This window comes from Nocardia sp. NPDC127579 (assembly GCF_042672005.1).
Lineage (GTDB): Bacteria > Actinomycetota > Actinomycetes > Mycobacteriales > Mycobacteriaceae > Nocardia.
Genome location: NZ_JBHXVZ010000003.1, coordinates 121,914 through 148,902 on the forward strand (window position 1 = coordinate 121,914; position 26,989 = coordinate 148,902).

A 26,989-nucleotide genomic window follows, 5' to 3' on the forward strand; every position below is an offset into this window, starting at 1 on the left:
TGCGCGGACTACAGCACCGGGGGCAGGTGCGTGATCGTTGACGTATGCAGACGAACGTCATCACCGCGCGGGGGTTGCGCCGGACCTACGGGCACGGCAAAGCCGCCTTCGACGCGGTCGAAGGGGTAGATCTTCGTGTCGACGCGGGGGAGGTCTTCGCGCTGCTGGGCACCAACGGCGCCGGGAAGACCTCCACGCTCGAGGTGCTGGAAGGACTGGCGGAGCCCAGCGACGGCACGGTCGAAGTGTTCGGGCTGGACCCGCGCCGGGACCGCAAGCAGGTCCGGTCGCAGGTCGGGATCATGTTGCAGTCGGGTGGGCTGCCCGCGGAACTGACGGTGCGGGAGGCGCTGGCGATGTGGCGGGGGACCTGCGCCGAACCGACCACCGTGGACGCCGTGCTGGCGCAGGTCGACCTGACCGACCGGGCCGCGGTGCGGGTCGGGGCGCTTTCGGGTGGTGAGCAGCGCCGGGTCGATCTGGCCTGCGCGCTGCTCGGGCGGCCGCGGCTGCTGTTCCTCGACGAACCGACCACCGGCCTGGACCCGGAGAGCCGCCGGGCGACCTGGCGGCTGCTGGCCGATCTGAAGGCGGCCGGTGTGACGATGGTGCTCACCACGCACTACCTGGACGAGGCCGAGGCCCTGGCCGATCGGATCGCGATCATGCATCGCGGGCAGATCTCGCGTACCGGCACACTGCGCGAGATCGTCGACGAGCATCCCGCTCGGATCACGTTCGACCATCCGGGTCTGCCGCTGCCGTCACTGTCCGACGCGCGGATCGATGCGCAGGCGCGCGTCACGATCAGCACCTTCGACCTGCAAACCCACCTGTCCGAGCTGCTCGGCTGGGCGGATCGGCACGGCGTGCGGCTGGCCGGGCTCGATGCCCGGGCCGCGTCGCTGGAAGCGGTCTTCCTCGATATCGCCGACGCACCCGAATCGATCGGAGCCGCACGATGACCCACTCCCGGACCAGCAGCGCGCTGACCGCGCTCGCGACGGCGGAATTCCTTCAGTTCAGCCGTAACAAGACGCTGGTATTCCTGGCCACCGTCTTCCCGATCGGCTTGCCGCTGGTCACCTACTTCCTCGCCACCCGCGACAGTGCGCCGACAACCGCCACGGCGGCAACGACTTTCGAGATGCTGGCCCTGCTCGCGCTGCTGTTCGTGCAGTACTACTCGGTGCTGTCGCTGGTCACCACCCGGCGCGGTGAGGGTGTGCTGAAGCGGCTGCGCACCGGTGCGGCCGAGGACTGGCAGATCCTGACCGCCCCCGCGGTGCCGGGTGTGCCGCTCACCCTGGCTTGCACTCTCGTGGTCGCCGCGGTCGTGTACGGCGCGGGCACGCCGGCGCCGGTCAATCCGATCGCGATCGCGCTCGGCCTGTTCGGCGGGATCGTGCTGTTCTCGGTGCTCGCGCTGGCTACCAGCGCGGTCACCAAGAACGCCGAGGCCGCGCAGGTCACGTCGCTGCCGGTGATGGTGCTGGCCATGATCGGCATGGGTTCGATCCGCGGCGTGCTGCCGGATCGGCTGGCCGAACTCGCCCAGTGGACGCCGTTCGCCGCGGTCTCCGACCTCGTCGCGCTCGGCACGTCCGGACGGATCGCCACCGCGGGCGCCTCGGACCCGGCACTGGACTTCGCGGGCACCTGCGCCGAGCTCGGCCGCCCGTTTGCCACACTGGCGGCATGGACGGTCGTGGCACTGATGGTGACCCGCAGGAGCTTCCGGTGGGACGATCGCGGATGACCCGCCTGCCCGCCTGGTGGCAGGCGATGTCGGGTGCGGCGAAATTCCGGTTCTACACGCGGGTGACCTTGCAATTCGCGGTGCTGGTGCTGATCGTCGTGGCGGTGACGACGACCTCGCGTCCACTGTGGGCGTCGGCGGGCCTCGCGGTTGCGGGCCTCGCGGCGCTGCTCGCCCTGGAGGCGCAACCCGAATTCGCCCGGCCGTCCGCGCAGGCGTTGCGGCGCTGGGCGATTCCGATGGCAGGCGGTGCGCTGTTCGCGGTCTGGGTGGCCTACGCCGTGGTGGCCCGGGCGGCCGGTGACGGACCGGTCTATCGCGAGGCGTGCGCGAGCGGTGTGTACACGGCCATGATCGCCGTGTTCGCGATCGTCTCGTTCCTGCGCTACCGCTGGTGGGCGGTGGCGGCGGTCGGCGTCGCCACCGGCGTGGCCTTCGCGACGACACCGCTGGCCGCGCTGGTCACGGCGCTGCTGACCGGTCTCGGCGGCGCCTTCGTGGTCGGCACCACCCTGCTCACGCTGTGGGGGCTGCGGGTGGTCGATGAACTGGAGCGGGCGCGGGTGGTGGAGGCCGAGTTGCAGGTGGCCGAGGAGCGCTTGCGTTTCGCACGGGACCTGCACGACATCGTCGGGCGCGGGTTCTCCGCGATCGCGGTGAAAAGTGAACTCGCCGCCGCACTTTCGCGTTCCGGTGACTCCGGTCGCGCGGCGGCGGAGATGGACGAGGTCAAGACGCTCGCGGTCGAATCCATGGGCCAGATGCGTCAGCTGGTGCGCGGCTACCGCGGTATCGATCTGCGGGCCGAGGTGGCCGGGGCGCGTTCGCTGCTGTCGGCGCTCGGCTGCGAGCTGGTCGTCGAGGGCGATCCGGCGCGCGTACCGACCCGGTTCCACGAGGTCGCGGCCTGGGTGGTGCGTGAGGGGACCACCAATATCGTCGAGCATTCGTCCGCTACCGCGGCGGTGCTCACCCTGGGCGCCGCGGGGATGTCGCTGCGCAACGATCGCCCGAACGGGACGGCGGGGGAGCATTCCGGGCTGCGTGGGCTCGCCGAACGACTGGCGGCCGCGGGCGCGACGCTCGGCACCGAATCCTCGAGCGCGGCGTTCGTCCTCGAAATCCATTGGGAGAAATCATGATTCCGGTAGTGCTGGCCGACGACGAAACCCTGATCCGGGCCGCGCTGGCGACCCTGCTCGGGTTGGAAGCCGATCTGGAGGTGGTCGGCCACGTGGGATCCGGGGAGGAACTGGTCGCGATGTGGCGGCGGCGGATGACCGAGCACGCGGCGCCGGCGGTCGCGGTGATCGACCTGCAGATGCCCGGCATGGACGGCATCGAAACCGCGGTCGAACTCCAGCGTCTCACCCCGGGGGCGGGGACGCTGATCGTCACCAGTCACGGTCGTCCGGGCTACCTCAAGCGCGCGCTCGCCGCGGGTGTGCGTGGCTTTCTGCCGAAGACGACCGCGGCCGGCACCCTGGCGGAGGTGATCCGCACGGTGCACGGCGGCGGCCGCTATGTGGATCCGGAACTGGCCGCAGAGGCGATCAGCGCCGGCGACACCGTGCTCACCGGACGCGAAGCCGATGTACTGGAGTACGCGCTCGACGGCGCGTCCGTCGACGAGATCGCCCGGCGTGCGCACCTCTCGCCCGGCACCACACGCAACTATCTCTCCGCCGCGATGGCCAAACTCGGGGTCGCCAATCGATACGAGGCCGCGCTCAAAGCTCGCGAAAAAGGGTGGATCTGATGAAGTTTCGTAAAAGAGCCGGTATCGCGTTCGCGACGTTGTCGCTGACGCTGACGGCGTGTTCGGCGGTGGATTCGCAACCGCTGCAACGCTTCTACGATCAGCACTTGGCCTTCGGAAGCTGTGCTGGTTACGCCCGAACCGAACTCGACGACAAGACCTTCGCCAGTCGCGCCGATCTGACCTGTGCGCACCTGGATGTACCGCTGGACTATCAGGACCCGCAGCGGCGGACCGCGCAGATCGCGGTGCTGAAAGTGCCTGCCCGCGGCGAGAAGATCGGATCGCTGCTGCTCAATCCGGGCGGCCCGGGCGGTTCGGGATTGAGCCTGGCGGTCGCGGCGGCGGCCGCGTGGAAGGACAATCCGATTACCGAACGGTTCGATCTGATCGGATTCGATCCGCGCGGCGTAGGCGCCTCCAGCCCCGCCGTCGACTGCTTCACCGACGCGGAATTCGATGCGGGACAGGCGGTTGTCCCGCTCGCCGCCGCGGTGGGGCGCTGGACCGCCGACGACACCCGCGGGCTGATGGATCGATGTGCGGCGCGCTCGGGCGGACTCGAGGCGTTCGAGCATCTCGGGACCCGCGATGCCGTCCGCGATATGGACGTGCTGCGCGCCGCCCTCGGCGACTCGGCGCTCAGCTTCGCCGGGCTCAGTTACGGCACCCGCCTCGGCGCGGTCTACGCGGAGATGTTCCCGCGCAACGTACGGGCGCTGCTGCTCGACGGCGCGGTCGACCCGTCGGCCGGCACCATCGAACGTCGCCTGTCCCAATTCAGCGGCTTTCAGCAGGCATTCGATCGGATGGCCGCCGACTGCGCCACCCGTCCCGACTGTCCGCTTGGCACCGACCCGGCGCAGGCCACCGCGGTCTACCTGAGCATCGTCCGTCCGCTGCACGAGAACCCCGTTCCGGCGGGAAACGGCAGGCGACTGGATTTCGCGGCCGCGTTCGGCGGTGTCGGCTCCGGCCTGTACGACTCGGCGGCGTGGCCGGTGATCCGCAAGGGGATCGCCGAGATCCGCACCGGCCGCGGCGACACTCTGCTCGCGCTGGGCGACGCGTTGAGCGGGCGCGGCGCCGACGGCCGCTGGTCGAACTTCCTCGACGCCAACTACGCGATCAACTGCCTGGACGAGCAGCGTCGCACGCCCGAGCAGGAGACGGAGTTGCGGCGCCGGATCTATGCGGTCGCACCGTTCATGGATCCGGGCATCGGCGTCGAGGGCGCCCGCGACGGATGCGAATTCTGGCCGGTGGCACCGACTCTCGGCTATCCGTATGCCGCCGACGTTCAGGGACTGCCGACCACGCTGACCATCTCCACCACCGGCGACCCCGCCACCCCCTACGACGGCGGCATCGTGCTCGCCCGGTCGCTGGGCGGTGTGCTGCTGACCGTGGAAGGCAACCAGCACACCGCGGCCTTGGCCGGCAACGACTGCGTCGACGGCATCGTCGCCGACTACCTGGTCGAGTTGAAACCGCCGCCCGCCACGGCTCGCTGCACGCTCTGAGCGTTTCAGTGCGTCGCGGATTCCGCTGTGGCGCTGTCGCGTTGGTGGCCGCGTCGGGCGTCGCGATCGAAAATGCCGAGGACCTCACACGGGCCGGATTCCGCGCCCAGGGCGTGCGGGAGCATGGTGGGGAATTCGGCGGCCTGATTGGTTTCGATGCGGAAGCGGCGGTGGCCGAGCAGGAGAACGGCGGTGCCGGACAGTACGACCAGCCATTCGCGGCCGGGATGGGCGCGCAGGCGGGCCGGGTTGTCCGGCGGTGGGCCGGTGAGGCGCTGACGCAGGACGGTCAGGCCGGGTTCGGCTTTGATCGGCCAGCGCAGCCAGCCGTGGGCGGCGTCGACGACCGGGTTGGTGATCACATCGTCGGAGGCGGTCTCGACCAGTTGATCCAGCGAGGTGTCCAGGGCGCGGGAGAGGGCGACGAGCTGATCCAGAGCCAGGCGGCGGCGACCGTTCTCGATGCGGGAGAGCGTGGACTGGCTCAGGTGGGCCCGCCCGGCCAGTTCCTCCAGTGACCAGCCCTGGGCCACCCGCAACGCGCGGAGGCGTTTGCGCACGAGGCTGTCCAGCTCGTCATCTTCTTGCGTCATAGGCAAGAGCATATGCCTCACGTGCAATCGATGGTTACTGTCGGGGACAGGTGCACCGGAACGGCCGGCACCACAGCGACGAAAGGCCCGCCTGTGTTCACGACCGATGAACTCCCTGGTGAAACCGTCGATGCCGTCGTGATCGGCGGCGGAGCGGCCGGGTTGAACGGCGCGCTCATGCTCGCCCGCTCCCGCCGTTCGGTGGTCGTGATCGACGGCGGTGCGCCGCGCAACGCGCCCGCCGCGGCCATGCACGGATTCCTGGTGCTCGACGGGATGAGCCCCGAAGCACTCCTCCAACGGGGGCGCGAGCAGGTACGCGGTTACGGCGGACGCGTCGTGTCCGGCGCGGTCGCGTCGGCGCGGCCCGCCGCACCCACCGCGACCGGCGACCTGCGTTTCAGCATCACGCTGACCGACGGCCGCGCGGTGACCGCCCGGCGGGTGCTGGTCGCGACCGGCCTGCGTGACGTGCTACCGGAGGTGCCCGGCCTGGTCGAACACTGGGGACGCTCGGTGGTGCACTGTCCGTACTGCCACGGCTGGGAGGTGCGCGACGAACCGATCGGCATCCTGGCCACCGGGCCCAATTCGGTGCATCAGGCGCTGCTGTTCCGTCAGCTCAGCGCCGACCTGATCTACTTCGCCGGAGACACCGACCTCGACGCCGACGCGCGTGAACGCTTCGCGGCGCGCGGGATTCGCGTCGTCGAGCAGCCGGTCGAGCAGGTCATCGGCGACACGGACGGCATCACCGGTGTCCTGCTGGCCGACGGCACGGTCGTCGAGCGCCGTGTTCTCGCCGTCGCCACGCGGATGCTGGCCCGCACCGACGGTCTCGAAGGTCTCGAACTTCCGATGGAGGACCTGCCCGGTTTCGGCCGCCGTTTCGTCTCCGGCATGGCCGGCACCACCGAGGTCCCCGGCGTCTGGATCGCCGGTAACGCCACCGACCTCACCGCGCAGGTCGGTGCGTCGGCCGCCGCGGGCGCGCTCGCCGGTGCTCATCTCAACGCCGCCCTGGTCACCGCCGACACCGACGCGGCCTGATCCGGCGCTTTCATTCTTCTCTCGCGCCGGCCTGCGAGCTCGGTGGCCACGAGCAGTCAGAGAATGGTCGCGACGGTCACGACCGCGTTGCTGGGTCTCGGCCGAGCAGCGGCGACCCGGTTAGTCCGATCGAGGGGTGTGCGTAAGGACTGCGACGAGGAAGTCGGAGTCGGGGGTGAACGGGTGCAGGTCCCAGCTGGAGAGCAGGAGGGTCGGGGTGAGGTGGGCGGAGCGGGCGTCGGTGAGGAATCGGTCGAAGGGGTAGCCGCGGTCGGCGCCGAAGCCGATGACGGCGCGGCCGGTGGGGGACAGGTGGCGGGCGAAGGCGGTGAGGACGGATTCGCGGGTGGCCGGGGCGAGGAAGGTCATGACGTTGCCCGCGCAGGCGATGGCGTCGAATTCGCGGTCGGGTAGGTCGAGTTCGGCGAGGTCGCCGACGAGCCAGGTCGGGCCGGGGTAGTCGTGTCCGGCGGCATCGATCAGGACGGGGTCGACGTCGACGCCGACCACTTCGTGCCCGGCGCGGTGCAGATAGCCGCCGAGGCGTCCGGCGCCGCAGCCCGCGTCCAGCACCCGGCTGCCGCGCTCGAGCATGGCGTCGACGAGGCGGGCCTCGCCGTAGATGTCCTGCCCCTCCGCGGCCAGGGTCCGGAAACGCTGTACGAACCAGGTGGAATGCGCCGGATCGGCGGCGGTGAGCTCCTCCCACCGGCTGGGTACACGTCCGCTCATTCTCGATCCTCCTCGCTCGGGGCGTCGGGTTCACTGTGCCATCGCACTCGAAGCCCCGATGATGAGGGGCTTGTCCCGAATTATGCTGTAGCACAGACTCGAGTCATGAAGGTCGACGAGGCGGAATTGCGGAAACTTCAGACCGAGGTCGTACGGGCGCACGGTGCGCTCGTGCACGGCGTGAGCATATTGAACGCGACCACCACGGCGCCCTCTGGCGTGGAACGGCTCCTGCTCGGGTCCAGTGAAACACCGTTCGGCAACACCGGCGGCGGAAAGGCCTGCCATGCAGCACATTCCGCCACATATACGCAGGGAACGGCGAGTATGTCGGCGTTCGCCGGCACCGTCGACGCCGACGCCGAGCGAATGAAGATGGCGATCGCGCTGTATCTGATCATGGAGGATGCGAACGCGGAGTCCATGTTGCTGCTCAAGGGCAAGACCCTCGACTTCCTCAGCGCCCATATGAGTCTGGCCGGCGATAATGCTACAGAACAGGCCGCGCAGATCGAGAAGCTGCGCGGGCTGGTGGCCGATATCCGGGACGGCAACGTACTCGTCGGCGGTGACCTGAACGCAGCGATGAATGGCAACGATCCCTCGGCGCGAGCGATCCAGCGTTTCGGCTGGGATGGTTACGACACGCATGCCGGGACGATCAACGACGGCCCGAACGGTGCTCCGAAGGGCACCTCGCAGAGCTACCACCCCATCGACCACGTCCTGCCCCGCGGCGTCGGCACCGCCCCGGCCACCCGCTGGGACCGCGGCCAATCCGACCACGACGGGCAGCGGGTGGACGTGACGATGCCCAATTGGTAGCGCTCAGCGCTGGACGGTGACGCGCACCCGCGTCGCCGAACGGCCCTCGTCGCCCGGGCCGAGATCGGTGACCGTGGGGCTGCCGGTGTCGAGTCCGCTGCCGGTGCGCACCACCACCGCGTTTCCGAATTGACCCTTCTGCCACAGATTTTCGGTCTGCCGCTTACCCGAGGCTTCGCCGAAGTGCACCTCCCACTTGCCGTCGGGATCGCGCAGGTTCAACTCGGCCTGCAACGCTCGCGCGCCGGTGCCGAAGAGTTCTTGCAGCGTCGCCACGTCCACCTTGCCGTCGATCAGGCGCTGCGCCAGTTCGTCCATGTCGTGATCCTGGTGGCCCTGGCCGCCGAAGGCATTGCCGTCACCGCCCTGCTGGACATTCCAGTTCAGCGTGCGCAATGTGCGGCGCGTCCAACGGCTTTCGAAGGCTCGGAAGCGGGCGGTAGCCGCCTGGAAGGCTTCGGTCTGCCCGGTCAGCTGCTTGTCGACCCGGTCGCGAATCTCGTTGTACGCCTTGACCAGTTCGCCGACGAGTTCCTCGGCGTCCTCGTCGCTCGCGCTGAGCTCCACCAGGCCGCCGGGCGAATGCTCGGTCACCTGGACCTTGCCTCGCACCTTCGCCTTCTCGCCGTCCAGCTGCCCCTGGTTGAACCGCAGCGTGTGGATACAGGCGCCGACCGCGCGGGCCGCTTTCCCGGCCAGATCGGCGCAGTCGTCGAGGTCGGCGACGAGATTGCGCCGGTGCGTGTCGTACCGCTCCGAGGCGGGGCCGGCCCAGCCTCGCCCGACCACGGTGGCCGCCGCGGCATTGATGGTGTCCGCCGCCCAGCTCAGTTTCTCCTGCTGGGCTTTCCAGGCCGATTCGTAGGAGCCGAGCTTGGTGAGGTCGGCGTCGAGATCTTGGACATAGGTGACTGCCATGTGATGAGTCTGTGCGGCAACGGAATTGGGCACAAGACCGCAGATTCGGTGGCGCGTTCAGGCGCCGATGGCGCGGGCCAGGTGCGGCCACGAGTCGTGCAGGTCCGTCTCGAACTGTCCCCAGGTGTGCGAACCCTCCGGCCGGTTGACATGGATGACCGGCAGCCCCAGCTCGGTCAACCTCGCCGCGAATGCCGCGGTGCACGAACTCGCGATCGCCTCGACCGGTGGGAACGGCAACCCGCCCTCGTCGATGGCGCCCGGTGTGCCGGAGGCGGCGGACAGGTAGATGGTCTTGCCGGTCAGCGCCGACGCGTTGGCGAACGCGTCGTGCGCCTGCCAATTCCGGCCCCACATGTTCGCGGTATTGGCGCCGCCGCGCCCGACCTGCGCGTTGATCATCGCGATGCCGAGCGGATCCGCGGTCCACGGGCAGCCGCTGTAGGCGGCGACCGCGCTGTAGAGCGCGCCGGACTGGATCGCCAGATCCACCGCCGAACCCGCGCTCATCGACACCCCGGCGATCGCGTTGCGTCCGGTGCTGCCCAGGCGTGTGTCGAGCACCCCCGGTAGCTCCTGGGTGAGATAGGTCTGCCAGCGATTGCGCCCGATCACCGGATCGTCGGCGATCCAGTCGGTGTACAGGCTGAACTTGCCGCCGACCGGCATCACCACGTTGACGTGCTTGTCCGCGAAGAACTCTCGCACATCGGTGTCGTCCCACCAGGAGATGCCGTCCTCGCCGCCGCCGATACCGGTGAGCAGGTACAGCGTGGGCGCGGGCCCGTCGGCCGCGCGGATCACCCGATTGCTGATGACTCGATTCATGGCGGGGGAGTAGACGTCGATCCGGGAGATGTTGTCGGCCAGCGGCACCTCGTCCACCAGCCCCGCCTGCGCGGCGGCCGGGCGAACCGTCAACAGCGACAACAGGAAAGCGGCCACCAGCACTACCGCGAACGCGGCCGAAGACTTCGAAAATGGCATAGTTCACTCATACCGCACGGTGATCGTGATGAAACCGCTTGGGTTGAAACGTGATCCGGAACGGTTTCCCGAGATCCGCGCGAGTAGGGAAACTGTTGCGCCGCCGGAACTCGATACCTCCATGATTGGCGACACGAAATACGTTGCGGCGCAATGGCGATCGCGAGGCTATGCGCGAGCGCCCAGTAGGCGTCGGATCTCCTCGTCCGGATACCGAGCGTTTCGGCTCGTCTGCTGGAACGCCCGCATGAACTCCGACATCGCCACGGCGACCGGCGCATGCCGGGTCAGGACCGCGCCGGCCTCGGACGTGTCCGCGAGCGGCGCACCGTCGGCGATCGCACGCGCCCTCTCGGCGCGGTTGTCTCGGCCCTGTACCCCGTACTGCGCGGTGAGCAGCCAGTTCACCAGATAGGTGGCTGTGAGGCCGAGGTCGTAGCTCCGGTTCCGGTCGAAGAACGCGGCCTCCTCCGGCGCGAGATCGAACTCGCGCGAGAGCGCGAGGCCGTAGTCACCGATATAGAGGCGCCGACCGTCGGTCAGGACGTTCCAGAAATGCGCGTCGAGGTGCAGGAGCCCACGGTTGTTCATGAACGCCGTGGCGGCGGCCAGTTCTCGCTCGACCATGGCGCAGGCCCGGTCGGCGGTCGCGCCGCCGGTCTCGATCTGCGCGCCGAACCAGTCGTGCAGGGTCTGCGGAATGTATTCCAGGAACAGCGCGATGCTCGCCGAAGCGTCCCGTACGGCCTCGATCCGGTGACGAATCTGTGGCCGGTCGTCCCAGTAGGCGACGACGCGATCGATGTCGGCGAGTTCGTCGGGCAGCGGCGCCGTATCCGGCAGCACCCGCCAGTGATGCATGAGCGGGAAGCCCGCGAATTCGTCGGCGAGCACCCAGTCGGTCGTCATCATGTGCACGGCCAGTTCACGCCAGGCCCCGAACCCCGCCCCGCCGATGAGGCCGACGCCGTAGTGGTAGAACTGCGGCAGGCCGTAGAGATTCGCCGTGGACCGGACATTCCCCGGCTGCCGTTCCAGGTCGGTGAGTGGCACGCGCTTCACGAATACCGGAACACCGGCGATCGCCAGCAGCGCCGACTTCCCGCCGATACCGACGCCCAGAGGCGCAGCCGCATTCACCATGTCACGCAGTGCGTCATCGCTGTAACGGGCGAGGGCTGTGGAGACGGCGCTGTGCGCGCGCAGGCGCGCCGAGCGCGACATGTCACGCGGTGGCGCCACGTTGTGCGATGTCACCCTGATCGACCCTCCGAGCGGCACAAGCGATTCCGGCGCAATCGAAGAGCCAGCCTATCGCGATGCTCGGCCGACGCCGCGCCGCCGGAGCGTCCTTCACGTGGACCGGGCAGAATCGTTTGGTATGCAACGTGTTCCGTTCGACGTGCAAGCCTATATCCAGCGAGTTCAGGACAGCGCATGTTTCATATGCGAAGTCGTCGCCGGTATCGGCGGGGACGGATGGCACGAGGTGGTCGCCGAAACCGCGGACAACATCGCCTTCTTGCGTAAGTATCCGACATTGCTCGGGCACGTCCTGGTCGCGCCGAATAACCGTTGCTCGCCGATTGGGTCGGACGCTAACATCCGCACCGACCTCGCCTCAGGCGCGTTGGCCACCGGATGAGCGCGCCCGCAGTTCGGAGAGGGGAGTTGCCCGTTCGAGTCGGGCCGAGGTCCGGAGGGGTCCGCGATCATGCGGGCCCCTCGAGCCGTTGGTTCTGCCTAGCCCTGAACCGCTCTTGTCGAGATCATCGACCGCGACTTCGCCGCGGCCACAGGCGGAGAACACTGGTGAGGCGGAGTTCTGCCGGGCAAGGAGTTGGCGCGTCCGAAGCTGTTCCGGCGGTGTGGATTCGATCACTCGGCACAGGAATGTGCGGTGAACCGGCTCTTGGTTGACGGTACCGGGCCTAGCGTCTGGGCATGACCTGGTCCGCGCCGAACGACCCGTACTACACGCTGCCCAACGAATGGGATTTTGCCGACGAACGCCTTGCTCTACTCGGCGCGGCCTACGACCCGGCAAGTATCGCGCTGGCGAAACGACTTGGCGTACAGGCGAAATGGCGGTGTCTGGAAGCTGGAGCAGGCGGCGGTTCCTTCGCGCGCTGGCTGTGTGAGGCGGTACTGCCGGACGGCAGAGTACTCGCGGTCGACGCCGACCCGCGCCACCTCGCCGACATACCCGGCCGCGGGGGCGAAATCGCCCGAATCGATCTCGTCGCCGACGACCTCCCCGAAGGCGAATTCGATTTCGTCCACACACGATTCGTCCTGCTGCACATCGCCGATCGGGACGCCGTTTTGCGGCGGTTGACCCGAGCGCTGGCACCCGGCGGCGTGCTCATGCTCGAAGAAGGCGATGGGCTCGGCGTACTCGATGTAATGCCGGGCCCGTTCGGTGAAGTCTGGCGGGCCTTCGCGCGCTCGACCGAGTTCGCGGGGGCGAGTCAGTCCTGGGCCAGGAACCTGCCTGCTCAGTTGAAGACGCTCGGGCTCGGCGATGTTCACGCCGAAGCGGACATTCCGATGTTTCGGGGAGGCTCACCGATGGCACGCATGTGGAATCTGACCTGGGTGCAGGCCCACGACACCCTGGCCGCTCTAGGCGTGCGCCCCGAGGTGATCACCGCTGCGCAAGCCGAACTGGCAGACGAACATCGGTGGCACTACGCCCCACCCACGGTCCGCGCATGGGCCCGCCGAATCGACCTGTTGTGACGCATCACGGGCTAGTTCGACACCCATCGCCCGCGGCCGTCGGCAGATCGTGGGCAGCGCGGTTCGGCGTGAAGACCTGCCGGCCGTGCCTGTGGCGCCGTATCCCGACGCTAGTCGTCGACGGCCCGATGCGGTGGTATCCACTGAAACTTGTCCCGAATGCGCGACGACAACTTCCGGTTCAGCTGCGCGTGCAACTGGATACACCCACAGTCTGCACAGACGTAGGCGTCGAACCCGACGTGCCTGACCAAGAGGGCGTCCGCCGAACGTAAACCGCCCTGTGCAACGTACTCGCCCTTGTATACCTCGTCGGCGCCGCATGCGCTACAACGGCCGTAGCGCATATCTTCGGTGCCCATGCGGTCAGTCTAGCCGCGAGCGTCGTCGATTTTCCTGGCGATCGGTGTCTGTTGTGTCGCGAGATCGTCTGCGCCGCAGAATGTCTGCTCATCGCGCGACCCGCGCCATGCGGACCGTCTCTCGGCATCGTCTTCACGGTCGGGGGGACTCGAGCTCCTCGAGGGCATCCGCCGCTGCGAGGTATCCCGCTTCTGCGGCGATCCGGTACCAATGCTCGGCTTCGGACTCCGCGCCGCGGTTGCGTAGTAGTTCTCCCATGCGGAGCGCGGCGAGTGTATACCCGGTACCGGCCGCCCGGCGACACCAATCCTCGGCATCGGCCACCCTGTCCGTGTCGACCAACAGGCCGGCCAAACCGACTGCTGCCAGCTGGTCTCCGGCGTGGATGGCACGCTGGTACCACTGTTCGGCCGCGCCGGCCTCGCCCTCGGCGCCGAGTCGAGAAGCGTGGTAGGTCATCGCCCGCGGATTGCCCGCTTCGGCCGCGTCCCGGTATCGGTCCGTCAGGAACATGGTGTCGCCGAAATAGAACTGGTCGAGGAAATATGGCCAGTCCGGATCGACGTAGAGCGCATTGTGGTGCCACATCTCGGCCTCGTCGAGCGCGCCGCGATCCTGGGCCACGGCGGCGAGCGTGAGCATCGCCGAGGAGCTGCCCGCCGCGGCGGCCCGGCGGGTGGGCTCCACGATTTCGGCCCACCGATCGTCGTCCTGTAGCTGTCGCGACAAGGTGATCAGCGCACTGCGATCGCCGAGGGCAGCGGCTTTCTGCTGCCATTCCTCCGCCTCATCGGTCCGGCCCCAGGCTCCGAGTAATCCGGTGAGCGCGACCATCGCTGATGTGCTGCCGAGTTCGGCGGCCTTGATGTACCAGTCCTCGGCACGATCGAGTGCGCGTACATCGTCGAAGAGTCCGCCGAGCAGGCACATGAGGTCGGCATCCGCGTCGGCCTCGGCACGTCGGGCAAGTATTCGCTGTGTTGTCGTGAACAGGTTCTCGGCACGGGTGACGAGATCCGGGTGACAGTCCAAGCTCGCCAGGTCCTCGAACATGTCGGCCAGGGTCCCGCTGTCGCGCGCCCCGTGCGCGGACTCTTCCCGCCGATGCAGCTCCGACAGCGTGACATGAGGTTCGCGGGCGATGATCGAAGCCTGCAACGCCTCGTACTCCTCGACGAGCGCCTGCGGTGCGACCCCGCGGCCTTTCGCGACCGCACCGGCAGTGAGTGCGACTGCGACGACAAGTGATTCCCGACCGACCATTTCCTCCGCTCCCGGGGCGCGCTCAGAGTTCCGGGACGTCTGGCAGATGTCCGGAGCTCAGCCGCCGGGCAGTCCGGGTGTTCATTCCGAACATCCGCAGCACGCGATAGGTCATCTCATCGGAGAGAGCGTCGGCGTCGGCGTCGGGGTCGGCATCGAGTAATTGGAGCAACCCGAGTAGCGCGCCGCCGGCGGCCACGACCGCCAGGTCGAGATCCATCGGCTCGAACCGGCCTGCGCTCTGGGCGGCGCGGATGTCACGGCGCGCGCGGGGGGCCAGCCCTTCGTCGCGCAGCATCACCGACATCCCGGAATTCAGCACCACCTTGACCATTTCCGGCAGGCGGCGCTGGAGCCGACCGGTCATTCGGAAACTGACCGCGAAGACCTCGGCCGGATCGTCGTAGAGGGCCACGATGCCGTCGCGTAGCTCGCTGTAGACCTGCAGTGCCGAGCGCACCGCTTCGTCGAAAAGCTGCTCTTTGGAATCGAAGTGGTTGTAGAAGGACCCGAATCCGACATCGGCGGCGTCGGTGATGTCCTGGATGCTGACCGCCGACCTGCCCTCGGACAGGAACTTGCGCGCTGCGCCGAGCAGGGCGTTGCGGGTGCGCTCACGCCGGCGATCGGTGCGAGTGGGCGCCACTGGTTCAGCTGTCATCGGGCCTTCCCCTCATTGTCCGGAGAAATCATATCTGAGGAAACGGTCAGTTGCGACCGTGAGCGCCGCCTCATTCTGATCAAATCATCAAATTCTGCTTGACAGCGAACTTCATCTTCACTGATGATTTCATCAACAACGTGTGGAGGTTGGCTGTGACAAGCACTGACAGCGGAGTCGAAGCCGGGCGGACGGTCCGGGTCGGCGACCGAGACATCTTCTTCACCGAAGAACCAGATATCGCGCTTCTACTACGACACCGCCCTCAGCGGCTCACCCGCCGCCATGGCCAGCGTGCTGGCCGTCACCAGCCGCGACCACGTCGTCTTCGGCTCCGACTGGCCCTTCAGCGCTGCCACCCTTCCGCAAACCGGTGATCGCGATCCCGCACCCGGTCTAGGTGAGTTCTTCGACAGCGCCCAGCGCATGGAGGTGGAGCGCCACAACCCACTCCGTCAGCTGCCCCGCCTCGCCCAAGCAGTCGCCGGCTGATCCAAGGCCGCGCCGGCTCACCGGCCGGGATTGTGCGATGTGCCGTCGAAGAGTCTGTCGAGGTGGTAATCGATAGCGGCCGACGCTGCCTCGGGATCGATGACGCCGAGGTCGAGCAGTGGGGTGAAGCCGGTCAGTGCGAGGAGCAGGTTCGTCTCGATGACCGGATCGCGATCCGGCGGGATATGACCTTCGGTGATCGCTTGTCCGATCAGGCGTTCGGTCTGCGCTCTGCCGTTGCGGAGTCCGAGGCGGGCGCGTTCGTGCAGCTCCGGGTCGTGTAGGGCCTCGAGAGTGTAGGCGGCACTCATGCGGCTGGTGGCGCGGGCGTCCGCGTGCAGGGGAAGCATTTCCATGAGGATGACGCGCAGTGCGTCTCGGGGGTGTGCGGGGGACCCGAGACGCTCGAGGCTTCGGGTGACGCGCTGGGCGGTCTGTTCGGAAGCGAACTCCATCGCGAATTCGAGCATCGCTGTGCGGGAGGCGAAGTAGTGCTGGACCTGTCCCAGGGAGACGCCCGCCGCGGCGGCGACCTCGCGCATCGTTGCCCGGGACCAGCCTTGCTGTTCCACTACCCGCCATAGCGCGCGTGCGATGGTTTCGCGGCGTTCTCGGTGGTCGACCTGTTTCGGCAACGCGCGCCCCTTCCGTTATTGCCATACAGTTGACATAATACAGTTGACTTGGAAAGGGTGCGCGATGACAGCATTCACCGACCCCGAGCTGGAGACAGCGTATTTCGCGGCCTACGACGCGGTGATGGCCAATTGGCCGGTGCCGGTCGAGACGGTGGATCTTCCGGGACGGTATGGGACGACACGGGTCACGTCCGCGGGCCCGACCGCAGCGTCGCCGCTGGTCCTGCTCCACGGATACAGCGGCACGGCCGGAATGTGGTATCCGGTAGTCGGATCGCTGGCCGAGGAGCATCACGTGCTGGCCGTGGATACCATCGGCGAACCGGGCCGCAGTCGGCACACCGGCGCTGCTGTGACCAGCATGGACGATCTCGTGGACTGGCTGGCGGAAACGTTCGATCTGCTCGAGTTGCCCGCCGCCGACCTGTGCGGCCAGTCCCTGGGCGGGCACCTCGCGTTCCGGTTCGCGCTGGCCCATCCCGAACGGGTGCGGCGGCTCGTCCTGCTCGATCCGCCCCTGGTCTTCGCCGGACTGAGCCCCGAGTTCGAGGAGCTGGGCCGAAACCGCGACCCACACCCGACTTTCGACGATGCCCGCGCGATGCTGACATCGGGCGCACCCGGCAGCGCGCCGGCGCACGTGGAGACCTACCTCGACCTGCTCGCGCACGGAGCGGCGCACTTCCCGGCCTCACCGATCGTTCATCCGCACCTGCCGGACGAGCCGACGCACCTGCCGGTCCCGACCCTGGTCGCCCTGGCGGGAGCGAGTCAGGTGCACGATTCGGAGGCGGCCGCGGAAGTCGCGCGGCGTGCCGGGGCGCACACGGTGGTCCTCCCCGGTGCGGGGCACGGTCTGCTGGCCGACGTCGAACCGGTCCGCGGCCTTGTCCTCGACCACCTCCGGCGAAAGGACTCGCCGACCTGATCTCCCGGACATAGTCGACCGTGAATTCCTGACTCGGTCTCGCCCGGATTCATTGCGGTATCAGGATCCACCTCTGCTGCTGGAACCTCTTCTTCTTCCCGGGGTTCGTGCCGGGGTTCGTGCAGGGCGCGGAATAGACAGGCGCGCCCACTCCTTCGGCTGTCAGGCAGTTCTTTATGTTGAGCGTGTTGCGGATCGTGTACGAGCCGTCGCCGTCGCGGAACTCCCAGATCTGCCCGCCCTTGGTCTCGCACTGCGCCGCCGAGATCGGGCCCGACTGAATTGCGGTGATGCAGAGATCGGTGCCGGATATTTTGATGAAGGGAGTGGGCCAGCTCGTCAAGGTCCACACCTGGTTGGTTTCGCCGGTCCCGGCCCTCATTTTCACAACTGCGTCGCCGCTGGTCATACGCGCCGATTCCCCGACGAAGAGATTGGCGAGCTGGTAATTGGCGGGTGCGGGCTCCGCCTCGGCGCTGCCGGGGGAAACCACCACGGTCACCACAGCGACAGCACCAGCGATCGCCACTGTTCGTGTCGACGGGATTCGCATATGACACCTCACTACTCAGGCCCGAGACTCATCGGTCCGGATCAGTCTTCAGAGCCGTGCCCTCGATCGGATGGCGACACGCTCCTCCGGCAGCTACCCCGGACAGTGCGTGTTCCACCCGCTTCGAAGTGTCTGGACCGGCTGCCGGCGCATGCTCCGCCGTACCTTTGCCGCGATCATGGTCGATCCGCCTGGTCGCGCGGAGCCAGGTCTCGGCCGCCGAATCAACGTCCAACACCGCGCCGAATGACCGGCGGCTATGTCGCACAACGGGATCGAGGCGTTGCGAGATCGCATGTAGTCACCCATTGCGCAGCATGGGTAGCACTGTTATCGTCCTTCCTTACCTGTAAGTAAGTTGATTGTTATTGACTGATTTGCGGTCAGTGAGCGCAGAAACGATCACCGCTACGTTTCGAAGGTGGGCTCGCTGACGCGCGATTTCGTCCGGAATGGCAGGAAACGCCAATGAACCAACTCCCAGCACCCGACCTCGTGGGCACGCTGCTCGGCTATCTGCTGATGTCGCCGGTCTCGTTGTTGCACAACCTCGGTCAACTCATCGAGGCCCTGCTGTGAGGACGAAATCCCTGCTCGGCACCGCGGTGGCGGCCGTTCTCCTCGCCTCGTACCTCACCTTGGCCGGTCCGTCCGGCCACGCGGTCCCGATCCCCGGCGGGCAGGCCACCACCCTGTTCATTCCCGGGGCGGACGGTGTCCGGCTCAACGCGGTCATCACCGCGCCACCCGACATCGCCACCCACAAGAGTCCGCTGGTCCTGCAGCCCTCAGGGTGGGGAATGCCGGCCATGGGCAGCCTCGGATCGGCCTACCGCCTGTCCACCGGCGAGAGCTTCATCTCGGTCGAGTACACCGCCAGAGGCATGTACCTCTCCGAAGGAGAGGTCGCCATGCTCGGACCGAAGGACGCCGAGGACGCCTCAGCCGTGATCGACTGGGCCATCGCGAATCTGAACGCCGATCCGGACCGCATCGCGATCGCGGGCGGCTCCTACGGCGCGGGCATGTCGCTGATCGCCGCAGCGCACGACCCGCGGATCAAAGCCATCGTCGCCGATTCCCCGCCCACGGATCTCGGAGATGCGCTCGCGCCCAACGGCACCCCGAAGACCGGCGGGCCGATCGCACTCGCCTTGGCCGGTGCGGCAACCAATCGTTTCAGCCCTGATCTGGTCGATCGTGGCCTGCAGATGATCCTGAACAACAACGCCGCCGCCCTCGAAGGGCTGCCCAACGAGCACCTACTCGCCGAAGCGATCCCGAAGCTCAACGCCAACGGCACCGCCGTCTTCCTCGCCCACGACTGGCAGGACTCGCTGTTGCCGTCGGGGCTGGCGTTCTCCCTCTTCGATCAGCTGACCGGCCCGAAGATGCTGTACATGCAGGCCGGTGATCACTCGACCGGAGGCGGCACCGGTCAGATCATGGGCTGGCCGAATCCGGTGTGGGACGCCGGAATCCGATGGCTGGACCACCATGTCAACGGAGCCGACAACGGTATCGATCAGCAAGCGCCGGTCCAGCTCTCGCCCGCCAACGGCGGACTCGGCGCCCCCTACACCGGGTTTCCCTCGGTCTCGGCGGCCCTCGCCGCTGTCCGCGAGTTCCCCCTGTCCGCCCCCGCGACCGCGACGATGGGAGCCGACGGCACGCAGGCCTGGAGCCAATCGCTGAACTCCGGTCCGACCATCGCCGTGGCCGCGGTGCCCTATGTCAGCGGCGTCGTGGCCCAGCTGGGGATTCCACCGGCCATTCCGCTCGCGGGAGTGGACCGCAACCTGGCCGCGGTCTGGCAGACCACGCCGTTCCCCGAGGGTGGTCGCGTCGCAGGCACCACACGCATCGCTCTGACCGTCGAGCCGTCGAGCCCCGATCTGACGCTGATCGGCATCCTCTACGACGAGGCTCCCGACGGGACCGGCAAGGAGATCACCTACGCACCCCTCACTCGCCGCGGCCTGACCCCGAACGAACCGAACGACATCGCGTGGGATCTCGCGCCGACGTATTGGAATCTGGCTCCGGGACACCGGCTCACACTGACCGTGACCTCCCAGGACCCGGTTCCGTTCACCAGCGCGACGCCGATGGGAAGTGTGATCACGTTCTGTTCGCCGTCGACCGTTCTCATCCCGGTGCATGCGGGGTGAGGGCGCTCCTGCTCGCGATCGCGGTGCTGGCGTGGCCGGTTCACACCATGCCCACGGCAGGGGCGGAACCGACTGCCACCCTGCCGATCTCGGTGCCCAGCGTGCAGCGGTGGGAACCCGGCAGCGGCCACTTCGCGCCGAGCGGCACGGTCCGCATCGTGGCCGACGGTGCGGCGTCACCGATCGCCGAGCGCCTGGCCGCCGACCTCACCCGAAGCGGGCGGGCGGCCCGCGTGGCCTCGGCCCCCGCACGAGCGGGAGACGTGGTGATCCGCGTCGATGCTTCCGGTCCGGCCGAGGCAGAGTCCTACCGTATCGACATCGCCGACACCCTGGCGGTCACGGCGCGCACCCCTGCGGGGGCGGCACATGCGAGTCGGACTCTGCTGCAATGGTTCACGCAGGATGCCGTCCTGCCCGCGGGACGGGTGACCGACTGGCCGGACTACGCCGAACGTGGGCTCATGCTCGATGTCGGTCGCGAGTACATGAGCGTCGGGTTCATCAAGCAGCGCATCCGAGAGATGGCGTACTACCGGATGAACCTGCTGCATCTGCACCTGTCCGATACCGGCGGCTTCCGGCTCCAGAGCGCCTCGCATCCCGAAATCACCGCCGAGCAGCACTACACCAAGGCTCAGATCGCCGAGATCGTCTCCTACGCAAGCGAATACGGCATCCAGGTGGTACCGGAGATCGGATTCCCGGCACACATGAACGGCATACTGCGTGCCCACGAGAACCTCACCCTGCGCCCGCAATCCAGCACCCCGGCCGACGCGGTGACCGACGCTCTGCTCGCCGGTAGCGCCACCGGCAAGATCGACATCTCGATGCCGGAATCCCGTCGGCTCGTCGAAGACCTGCTGCACGAGTTCGTACCGCTGTTCCCGAGCGACCAGTTCCATATCGGCGGGGACGAATACGTCGGGGACTTCTCGCGCTACCCCCAGCTCGATGCGTACGCCCGCGAAACCCTCGGTCCGGAGGCCACGGGCGCGGACGCGGTGGCGGCGTTCTTCAACTGGGCCGACGGCATCGTGCGTTCCTACGGCAAGACCTCGCGTATGTGGAACGACGGAATACCGCACAGGGCCCGGATTCGAGTCGATCCCTCGGTGCTGGTCGAATACTGGAGCTCCGGTGACGGCCTGCTGCCCTGGGTGGGCAACCAGCACGGACCCGCCGAAGTCGTCGACGACGGCCACCGCATCATGAATTCCGCCTTCACACCCACCTATTGGGCCAGCGGCGGCTACGCGGCACCGATGAACACCCCGCCGGAGGTGCTCTACGCCTGGGATCCGGGGCTTTTCGTCAACGGCACCCGCCTGCGTCCCGAACAGCGCTCCCGCCTCACCGGGTCGAAACTGCACATCTGGTGTGACGATCCGACGGCAATGACCGAGGAACAGATGGTTCCCTCGATTCGGGCGCGGCTGCCGATCATGGCTCAGCAGCTATGGGCACGCCCGCCGGCTGGGCTCACCTACTCCGGGTTCGCCGATCATGTTCGCGTGGTGGGGGTTCCTGCGGGATGAGCCTGATCACCGGTGGTCTGCGGCTGCTGCTGCTGGCAGCGCTGCTGTCCAGGCTGGGCAGTGCCCCGGTCGCCGCCGCCTCCTCGAACGAACCCGTCGCGTGCACTCCACCACCGCACCATCCGTATCCGGTGGTCCTGCTGCACGGGACCATGGACGACTCCTCGGCGTGGAACATCCTGTCCTCCAAGCTGATTGCGGACGGCTACTGCGTGTATACCCCGACCTACGGTCAGTACCCGACTCCGATCCCGGTGGGTGCTGGAGTGGCCCCGATCGCAGAGTCGGCCGTCGATGTCGCCGCCTACATCGCTCGCGTCCTTGCCGTGACAGGCGCGGCCAGGGTCGATATCGTCGGCCATTCCCAAGGCGGCACCATCGCCGAGTACTACGCCAAGAACCTGGGGCAGGCGGGAAAGGTGCGCTTGCAGATCCTGCTCGCCGTGGCCTCGCACGGCACCGACCTCGTGGGAGCGGTCGAGGTCGCGAACCAGGTTCCGGCGCTACACGGGATCGTGAATCAGCAAGTGCTGCCGTTGTTCTGCCCGGCATGCCTCGATCTGCAGAGAGGATCAGGCTTCATCCGGGCGCTGAGCGACGGGCGGATCGCGCAGCCAGGAGTGCGATACGCGATTCTGGCGACCCGAGACGACGTCGTCGTGACGCCTGCGGGCACGGCCTCATTCATCGACGAGCCGGGGGTGAGTAACCAGTTCGTGCAGGACCTGAGCCCGGTGCGGGTCACTCATCGAGAAATGCCGAGCAATCCTGTGGTGATGAAGTGGGTCGCTGCTCAGTTGTCGTCCTGAGGCCGGGTGTCTTGTTCGACCAGACGCACCATGCCCGCACCGTCGAGTTCGCCGATTACCGCTGCGGCTCTACCTGTCATCGTCAGCAGCAACGCTTCACCTGATCCGCGCACCTCCGGCCGACCAGTCCATGTCGGTAGCCCGCAGGCGCACACCGCGTGTGCGTCGCGCGCCTCCGATGACCGGGCTGATGCGGGCGTAGTCGAGCGAAACCCGCAGGCGTTCTTCAGGAACGGTTCGGAGTCGGCCGATGCGCCCCTGATCCGTCAGGAGCATTGCGTGTGGCTCACCCGGCGTTCGCGGTGCACAGGGTATCCAGGACGAACTCGTCACCGAAGTAGCCGCCGAGGCCCAACAGGATCGGAAAACCCTTGCTGAGGCTGACGCCGGGGGTGTATCCCGCGTTCTTCTGGGCGGCTTCGGCGGTGGGGCCCTTGCCGAAGCGGAACATGGGTTCGTTGTATCCGGGCAGCACAGCGCCGTCGATATTGCGTTGGATCAGTACGCCGCACTCATTGTGCACCTGCCCGAAGACGTTGCAGTCGAGGGTCGTGCCGTTGATGATCTTGCTGCCGCATACGTCCTTGGCGGCTTGGTCCGCGGCTTCCTGGGTCGGATAGTCGACCGCCACGCCGAGCCGGGACGGCATGACGCCGACCGCGACCGCGCCGTACAGATCGGTGTCGGCGTGTGCGGGCCCGGCCATCATGAACGTCCCCGCGAGCGGGACGGCGATGGCCAAGGCGGACTTCTGCAACAGCGACACGCGATCAACCCCCGGAGTGGAATATCAACAGCCGGCTGATCATGGCGAAAACACCACTGACTGTCAAGGTTTCACACGATCGTCAACGCCACGGCATGTGCTGAAGGCACCAGGTGTTGCCGTCGGGGTCGGCGAAGTACGCGTAGAACACGCCGCCGAGGTCCTCGACCTCGGTGATCTCGACGCCGCGTTCGACGAGTTCGGCGCGGGACGCTTCGATGTCGGCGACCACCAGGTGCAGACCGCGCAGTGTTCCCGGCGGCATGTCGAGGGTGGGCAGACCTTCCGCGAGGGTGATCGAGCAGGCCGAGCCGGGTGGGGTGAGTTGGACGATGCGGATACCGGGCTTCGGGTTGACGTCGACGTCGAGGTGGAACCCGAGCTGGTCCTGGTAGAAGGATTTGGCCCGTTCGATATCGGTGACCGGCACCGGCACCAGCTCGAGCAGGAGTGTGCCGGGCGGCACGGGTGGGTTGGCGGAATTCTGCGGGGCCTCGGTGGCGGAGCTGGTGTCGTTCATGGGTGGCGCCTTTCATGGATGAGGGTGGTGAGTAGTGCGGCGAGACGGTCGAATCCTTCGCCTGCGCCGCGTTGCATCGGGCTGCGCAGGACGGCGTCGCGGATCTCGGAGGAGGAATATCGCGCGGTGACGGTCATGGTGGTGCGTGCGTCCGTCTCGTTCAGGGCGGTGATGACCAGTGCCGCTCCGTCGGCCCAATCCCGGTGGATCTCGGTCTGTACCAGGCGAACCGGCGACACGACCTCGCGGAACAGCCCATGCTGTTCCATCTCGGTGCCGGCCGGGCCGGTGGAGACGAACCGCCAGGCGCCGCCGGGGCGCAGGTCGACCTCGCACGTGGTGAGCGTCCAGCCGCGGGCGCCGTGCCAGCGGCGGAGCAGGTCCGGTTGGGTGAGCGCGGCGAAGACCAGTGCCGCGGGAGCGGCGAATGTGCGGGTGAGGATGAGGTCGGTCGACCCGGATGCGACGACCCGCAGCCCGAGGCCGGGGTGTGGCGCTGTCACGGTCGGCCGTCCTGCATCTCGCCCAGCAGGGCGTCGAGTTGCTGGTAGCTGGCTTCCCAGTAGTCGCGGTAGTCGGCCAGCCAGTCGGTGGCCGTCCGGAGCGGTTCGGCTTCCAGCCGGCACGGCCGCCGTTGCGCGTCGCGGCCGCGGCTGACCAGGCCGGCTCGTTCGAGCACCCGTAGGTGTTTGGAGACGGCCGGCTGGCTCATCGCGAACGGCTCGGCCAGTTCGGTGACCGTGGCCTCACCGGTCGCGAGCCGGGCCAGGATGGCCCGGCGGGTGGGGTCGGCCAGTGCCGCGAACGTCGCGTCGAGCGTTTCGCTTGCCACCATGTTGATAACCTTTCGGTTCAATAACCTATTGGTTTTATACGTGGTAGCGTTCAGGCTGTCAAGATCGCGAATGCTCTGGGGGCATCATGGGAAAAGTCTTCACGCAGGCGTCCGTCTCGCTGGACGGTTACATCGCCGGGCCTGGCCAGACCGGGTTCGACCGGCTGTTCGCGTGGTGCACGGCGGGCACCGTCGCGACCCCGTCGGCCGATCCGGACCGGCTGACCTACCGCACTTCCGAGGCGACCGCCCGGTACCTGCGGGAACTCCAAGAGCAGGTCGGGGCCTGTGTCGTCGGCCGCAAACAGTTCGACCTCACCGCAGGGTGGAACGGGCGGCACCCGAGCGGCGTACCGGTATTCGTCGTCACGCACCGTCCGCCGCCGACCGGCTGGACGGCCACGACGCCGTTCACGTTCGTCGAGGACGGCGTGGAGCACGCGATCGCGCGAGCCCGTGAGGTGGCAGGGCATCGCGACGTCGGTGTCGGCCCCGGCGGCACCGTGGCCGACGCGCTCCGTGCCGGCCTGCTCGACGAGTTGCGCATGGACGTCGTGCCGATAGTTCTCGGTGGCGGTACACCGATGCTGACCGGGCTCGGCGACGCCGCGCCGATCGGCTTCGAACAGGCGGAGATCATCGAGGGGATCGGGGTGACTCACCTGATCTATCGCCGTGCGACGCGGAATGCCTGACTCCGGCCATGATTCGAGCTACTCCCAATCGTGGCTCGCATTGCACGATCGGCATTCCAGCCGCAGGTTGACGAGATTGTTGTACGCCGCCTTGGCTTCGGCGGGGGTGCTCACGGCCGCGGCCTTGAGGTGATCCCGCCATTTCTGGACGTGGCCGAGTTCGATACCGCTCTCGCTGCACCCATGGCCGCAGGTCTCGCACCGGAAGATCCGCAACAGCTGGGGGCTGTTCCATGGGTCGGTCACCGTCTGGAATTGGCGGTCGGTGAGCATGAAGATTCGGGTGTCGTGCGTGGCACGCAGTTGATGGGGATCGGTGTACCAGGTCGGCTTCGCCAGGCCGTTGACATAGGCGTCCACGGTGGCCTGCACGATTGTGGCGTCCGGCACCCAGGTGACAGCGAACGAGATGCCCACGGGCAGCGCGATCTTGGTTTGGTAGCTAGCCTTCATCGGCCCGCCCCTTCTGGAGAGGATGGAGATGGAGGGGTGCGCGCAATCCCGTCGATTGCTGATGATACTTGCGCCGCAACATCATTCGGCGCGCTTTCGGCCGGATCGGGTGCGGGTGTGCGAACCGATGGTGCGCTAAGCGCCACCGAGCGACATGGACGGAACCGTCTGTGTCGAGCAACCGTTCGGTGCGGCCTGACCCGCGAGACGATCGTCGATCCAGCGCAGAACCGCGGATGTCGCGGTGACTGCCAGACTGACATGCTCGCTCATCTGGTCTCGCGTATAGGTGATCCGGGCTCCCGCTGCGCACCACCGGGTCACCGCCTGGTCGGCCAGAGCGATATCGAGGATCTCGTCGTGCACGGCGTTGTAGAGGAACAGCGGCGTGGTCGGTGCCACGGGGCCGAAGTCCACATCGGGGAAGGATGCCTGTACCTGCTGGAACAGCTGGGAGAAAGGGATCGTCAGGTAGTCGTCCATGCGCAGGAATGCGTGCTGGGCCACGTTCGGCGTCATGCATTTGCTGTCCCCGGCGGCCATCAGAGCTTGTCCGGCCGGGGTGAGGTATTTGTCGAAGGTCGCCGCCAGTTGTGGATCGGCGCGCATCATGCCCGGCAGGAGCGACGGCAGGAATCCGGCGAACGGACCGGAGTCGAGCGACTCCAGGTAGGGGGCGATGGGTACGGTCCAGCCGCCCATGGCAACACCGACCAGCCGTATTTCGGGCGCGTAGCCCGGTTGGACCACCGCTGCCCAGCCGGTACCGATCGACCCGCCGGAATAGCCCGCCACCGCAACCGGGGTTTCGATGCCGGACAGGCCGAGCGGTGCGAAGCTCTCGGCGGCGCGCACTCCGTCGAGTACGGCGTAACCGGGCTGGTTCGCGGGGAATACCGCTCCCAGCGGCCCCTCCCAGTCGGGTACCGAGATCGCATGACCGGACGCCAGCATCTGGTCGATCTGGATGAGGTCCAGTGAGGAATCGTACTTGTCGGGTGCTCCTTGCCGGAGCGCGAACGAGGGAGCGCACTGGGGGGCCGAGGCATCTTCGGCGACCTGGTAGCTGATCAATCCTTTGACCTGCCCGGTTCGCGGGCGCAGCACCGTCGTCACGGTCGCCATGGGGCGGCCGTCGGTATCGGTCGATCGATACAGCAACTGCCATGCCTCCGCGTCCTGCGCCGACGGCTCCAGTGAGGCCACCTCGACGGGGCGCGAATTCAGGATGGTGCCCGGCGCTTTCGAACTCCAGCCCTCTGATGGGGTGTAGAACGGGTCGTTCTGCGGAGTCGGCCGCGGATCCGCGTTGCCGACCGCCACGGGGGTGCCGGTAATGCACAGCACGACCGAAACCGCGATCAGAGCCGAACGAAATCTACCGCGCTCGACCGCCGAATATGGTGCGGTACA

30 protein-coding genes are annotated in these 26,989 nt (G+C 67.5%); 15 read left to right on the plus strand and 15 right to left on the minus strand.

Annotated elements, in window-relative coordinates; translation table 11 throughout:
- Positions 1–44: 44 nt before the first annotated feature.
- From ACFVMC_RS12880 to ACFVMC_RS12900, 5 genes are read left to right on the plus strand one after another with little or no spacing between them, the layout of a single operon-like run.
- A complete protein-coding gene (locus tag ACFVMC_RS12880; RefSeq protein WP_379209756.1) occupies positions 45–965 on the plus strand; it encodes an ABC transporter ATP-binding protein in 921 nt (306 codons plus the stop codon).
- Complete coding sequence (locus ACFVMC_RS12885) at positions 962–1,759, plus strand: ABC transporter permease (RefSeq protein WP_379209757.1); 798 nt, start codon at positions 962–964, stop codon at positions 1,757–1,759. The genes ACFVMC_RS12880 and ACFVMC_RS12885 overlap by 4 nt, the downstream gene beginning before the upstream one ends.
- The gene (locus ACFVMC_RS12890; protein ID WP_379209759.1) at positions 1,741–2,901 is read left to right on the plus strand and encodes a sensor histidine kinase; all 1,161 of its coding nucleotides are present in this window, start codon (positions 1,741–1,743) and stop codon (positions 2,899–2,901) included. The genes ACFVMC_RS12885 and ACFVMC_RS12890 overlap by 19 nt, the downstream gene beginning before the upstream one ends.
- Entirely contained in the window at positions 2,898–3,518 is a 621-nt protein-coding gene (locus ACFVMC_RS12895) for a DNA-binding response regulator (RefSeq protein ID WP_379209761.1), read from the plus strand. The genes ACFVMC_RS12890 and ACFVMC_RS12895 overlap by 4 nt, the downstream gene beginning before the upstream one ends.
- Positions 3,518–5,041: an alpha/beta hydrolase gene (locus tag ACFVMC_RS12900; RefSeq protein ID WP_379209763.1), complete on the plus strand. Its 1,524-nt coding sequence runs from the start codon at positions 3,518–3,520 to the stop codon at positions 5,039–5,041. The genes ACFVMC_RS12895 and ACFVMC_RS12900 overlap by 1 nt, the downstream gene beginning before the upstream one ends.
- A 5-nt stretch (positions 5,042–5,046) precedes the next feature.
- Here the strand turns inward: ACFVMC_RS12900 and ACFVMC_RS12905 are convergent, their stop codons facing one another.
- Complete coding sequence (locus ACFVMC_RS12905) at positions 5,047–5,634, minus strand: helix-turn-helix domain-containing protein (protein WP_379209765.1); 588 nt, start codon at positions 5,632–5,634, stop codon at positions 5,047–5,049.
- 93 nt (positions 5,635–5,727) lie between these two features.
- Between ACFVMC_RS12905 and ACFVMC_RS12910 the strand changes: the two genes are divergently transcribed.
- Entirely contained in the window at positions 5,728–6,684 is a 957-nt protein-coding gene (locus tag ACFVMC_RS12910) for an NAD(P)/FAD-dependent oxidoreductase (RefSeq protein WP_379209767.1), read from the plus strand.
- A gap of 120 nt (positions 6,685–6,804) precedes the next feature.
- On the opposite strand, the gene ACFVMC_RS12915 is transcribed toward ACFVMC_RS12910, so the two are convergent.
- Entirely contained in the window at positions 6,805–7,416 is a 612-nt protein-coding gene (locus ACFVMC_RS12915; RefSeq protein ID WP_379209769.1) for a class I SAM-dependent methyltransferase, read from the minus strand.
- A gap of 105 nt (positions 7,417–7,521) precedes the next feature.
- Here ACFVMC_RS12915 and ACFVMC_RS12920 point away from each other — a divergent pair, with 105 nt between their 5' ends.
- Positions 7,522–8,241: an endonuclease/exonuclease/phosphatase family protein gene (locus tag ACFVMC_RS12920; protein WP_379209771.1), complete on the plus strand. Its 720-nt coding sequence runs from the start codon at positions 7,522–7,524 to the stop codon at positions 8,239–8,241.
- A 3-nt stretch (positions 8,242–8,244) separates the two neighbouring features.
- On the opposite strand, the gene ACFVMC_RS12925 is transcribed toward ACFVMC_RS12920, so the two are convergent.
- The 3 genes from ACFVMC_RS12925 to ACFVMC_RS12935 all read right to left on the minus strand — a co-directional run bounded on the left by ACFVMC_RS12925 (position 8,245) and on the right by ACFVMC_RS12935 (position 11,403).
- Entirely contained in the window at positions 8,245–9,159 is a 915-nt protein-coding gene (locus ACFVMC_RS12925; RefSeq protein WP_379209773.1) for a hypothetical protein, read from the minus strand.
- A 57-nt stretch (positions 9,160–9,216) separates the two neighbouring features.
- The gene (locus ACFVMC_RS12930) at positions 9,217–10,146 is read right to left on the minus strand and encodes an alpha/beta hydrolase (protein ID WP_379209775.1); all 930 of its coding nucleotides are present in this window, start codon (positions 10,144–10,146) and stop codon (positions 9,217–9,219) included.
- A 168-nt stretch (positions 10,147–10,314) separates the two neighbouring features.
- Positions 10,315–11,403, minus strand: a complete 1,089-nt coding sequence (locus tag ACFVMC_RS12935; RefSeq protein ID WP_379209777.1) for a protein kinase family protein — start codon at positions 11,401–11,403, stop codon at positions 10,315–10,317.
- Between the two features lie 124 nt (positions 11,404–11,527).
- On the opposite strand from ACFVMC_RS12935, the gene ACFVMC_RS12940 reads away from it, so the two are divergent.
- Together ACFVMC_RS12940 and ACFVMC_RS12945 are read left to right on the plus strand one after the other, a co-directional pair.
- Positions 11,528–11,791 carry a hypothetical protein gene (locus ACFVMC_RS12940; RefSeq protein WP_379209779.1) on the plus strand — a complete coding sequence of 88 codons (264 nt, stop codon included), beginning with the start codon at positions 11,528–11,530 and terminating at the stop codon, positions 11,789–11,791.
- Between the two features lie 299 nt (positions 11,792–12,090).
- Positions 12,091–12,888: a class I SAM-dependent methyltransferase gene (locus ACFVMC_RS12945; RefSeq protein ID WP_379209781.1), complete on the plus strand. Its 798-nt coding sequence runs from the start codon at positions 12,091–12,093 to the stop codon at positions 12,886–12,888.
- Between the two features lie 495 nt (positions 12,889–13,383).
- Here ACFVMC_RS12945 and ACFVMC_RS12950 read toward each other — a convergent pair whose 3' ends face one another.
- Both ACFVMC_RS12950 and ACFVMC_RS12955 read right to left on the minus strand, forming a co-directional pair.
- The gene (locus tag ACFVMC_RS12950; RefSeq protein WP_379209782.1) at positions 13,384–14,514 is read right to left on the minus strand and encodes a hypothetical protein; all 1,131 of its coding nucleotides are present in this window, start codon (positions 14,512–14,514) and stop codon (positions 13,384–13,386) included.
- A 22-nt stretch (positions 14,515–14,536) separates the two neighbouring features.
- On the minus strand, positions 14,537–15,175 hold the full coding sequence (locus ACFVMC_RS12955; RefSeq protein WP_379209784.1) for a TetR/AcrR family transcriptional regulator: 639 nt from the start codon (positions 15,173–15,175) through the stop codon (positions 14,537–14,539).
- A 285-nt stretch (positions 15,176–15,460) separates the two neighbouring features.
- Between ACFVMC_RS12955 and ACFVMC_RS12960 the strand changes: the two genes are divergently transcribed.
- Positions 15,461–15,667, plus strand: coding sequence for a hypothetical protein (locus ACFVMC_RS12960; RefSeq protein WP_379209786.1), 207 nt, complete (start codon positions 15,461–15,463; stop codon positions 15,665–15,667).
- A gap of 17 nt (positions 15,668–15,684) precedes the next feature.
- Here the strand turns inward: ACFVMC_RS12960 and ACFVMC_RS12965 are convergent, their stop codons facing one another.
- The gene (locus tag ACFVMC_RS12965; protein WP_379209788.1) at positions 15,685–16,302 is read right to left on the minus strand and encodes a TetR/AcrR family transcriptional regulator; all 618 of its coding nucleotides are present in this window, start codon (positions 16,300–16,302) and stop codon (positions 15,685–15,687) included.
- 64 nt (positions 16,303–16,366) lie between these two features.
- Between ACFVMC_RS12965 and ACFVMC_RS12970 the strand changes: the two genes are divergently transcribed.
- A complete protein-coding gene (locus ACFVMC_RS12970) occupies positions 16,367–17,233 on the plus strand; it encodes an alpha/beta fold hydrolase (protein WP_379209790.1) in 867 nt (288 codons plus the stop codon).
- A gap of 49 nt (positions 17,234–17,282) precedes the next feature.
- On the opposite strand, the gene ACFVMC_RS12975 is transcribed toward ACFVMC_RS12970, so the two are convergent.
- Entirely contained in the window at positions 17,283–17,735 is a 453-nt protein-coding gene (locus tag ACFVMC_RS12975) for an RICIN domain-containing protein (RefSeq protein WP_379209792.1), read from the minus strand.
- 626 nt (positions 17,736–18,361) lie between these two features.
- On the opposite strand from ACFVMC_RS12975, the gene ACFVMC_RS12980 reads away from it, so the two are divergent.
- The 3 genes from ACFVMC_RS12980 to ACFVMC_RS12990 are packed head-to-tail and all read left to right on the plus strand — an operon-like array spanning position 18,362 to position 22,307.
- Positions 18,362–19,957, plus strand: a complete 1,596-nt coding sequence (locus ACFVMC_RS12980; protein WP_379209794.1) for a CocE/NonD family hydrolase — start codon at positions 18,362–18,364, stop codon at positions 19,955–19,957.
- Positions 19,954–21,498 (plus strand): family 20 glycosylhydrolase, encoded by a 1,545-nt coding sequence (locus ACFVMC_RS12985; protein WP_379209796.1) that lies wholly within the window; start codon positions 19,954–19,956, stop codon positions 21,496–21,498. Before ACFVMC_RS12980 ends, ACFVMC_RS12985 begins: the two co-directional genes overlap by 4 nt.
- A complete protein-coding gene (locus ACFVMC_RS12990; RefSeq protein ID WP_379209798.1) occupies positions 21,495–22,307 on the plus strand; it encodes an esterase/lipase family protein in 813 nt (270 codons plus the stop codon). Before ACFVMC_RS12985 ends, ACFVMC_RS12990 begins: the two co-directional genes overlap by 4 nt.
- A 286-nt stretch (positions 22,308–22,593) precedes the next feature.
- Here ACFVMC_RS12990 and ACFVMC_RS12995 read toward each other — a convergent pair whose 3' ends face one another.
- From ACFVMC_RS12995 to ACFVMC_RS13010, 4 genes are all read right to left on the minus strand, one after another.
- Positions 22,594–23,073 (minus strand): DUF4189 domain-containing protein, encoded by a 480-nt coding sequence (locus ACFVMC_RS12995; RefSeq protein ID WP_379209800.1) that lies wholly within the window; start codon positions 23,071–23,073, stop codon positions 22,594–22,596.
- Between the two features lie 82 nt (positions 23,074–23,155).
- Positions 23,156–23,593, minus strand: coding sequence for a VOC family protein (locus ACFVMC_RS13000; RefSeq protein ID WP_379209802.1), 438 nt, complete (start codon positions 23,591–23,593; stop codon positions 23,156–23,158).
- Positions 23,590–24,096: an SRPBCC domain-containing protein gene (locus tag ACFVMC_RS13005; protein WP_379209803.1), complete on the minus strand. Its 507-nt coding sequence runs from the start codon at positions 24,094–24,096 to the stop codon at positions 23,590–23,592. The genes ACFVMC_RS13000 and ACFVMC_RS13005 overlap by 4 nt, the downstream gene beginning before the upstream one ends.
- The gene (locus ACFVMC_RS13010; protein WP_379209805.1) at positions 24,093–24,428 is read right to left on the minus strand and encodes an ArsR/SmtB family transcription factor; all 336 of its coding nucleotides are present in this window, start codon (positions 24,426–24,428) and stop codon (positions 24,093–24,095) included. Before ACFVMC_RS13010 ends, ACFVMC_RS13005 begins: the two co-directional genes overlap by 4 nt.
- Before the next feature lie 86 nt (positions 24,429–24,514).
- On the opposite strand from ACFVMC_RS13010, the gene ACFVMC_RS13015 reads away from it, so the two are divergent.
- The gene (locus ACFVMC_RS13015) at positions 24,515–25,123 is read left to right on the plus strand and encodes a dihydrofolate reductase family protein (RefSeq protein WP_379209807.1); all 609 of its coding nucleotides are present in this window, start codon (positions 24,515–24,517) and stop codon (positions 25,121–25,123) included.
- An 18-nt stretch (positions 25,124–25,141) separates the two neighbouring features.
- On the opposite strand, the gene ACFVMC_RS13020 is transcribed toward ACFVMC_RS13015, so the two are convergent.
- Both ACFVMC_RS13020 and ACFVMC_RS13025 read right to left on the minus strand, forming a co-directional pair.
- A complete protein-coding gene (locus tag ACFVMC_RS13020) occupies positions 25,142–25,576 on the minus strand; it encodes a GH-E family nuclease (RefSeq protein ID WP_379209809.1) in 435 nt (144 codons plus the stop codon).
- 135 nt (positions 25,577–25,711) lie between these two features.
- Positions 25,712–26,923 carry a lipase family protein gene (locus tag ACFVMC_RS13025; RefSeq protein ID WP_379209811.1) on the minus strand — a complete coding sequence of 404 codons (1,212 nt, stop codon included), beginning with the start codon at positions 26,921–26,923 and terminating at the stop codon, positions 25,712–25,714.
- Between the last annotated feature and the right edge of the window lie 66 nt (positions 26,924–26,989).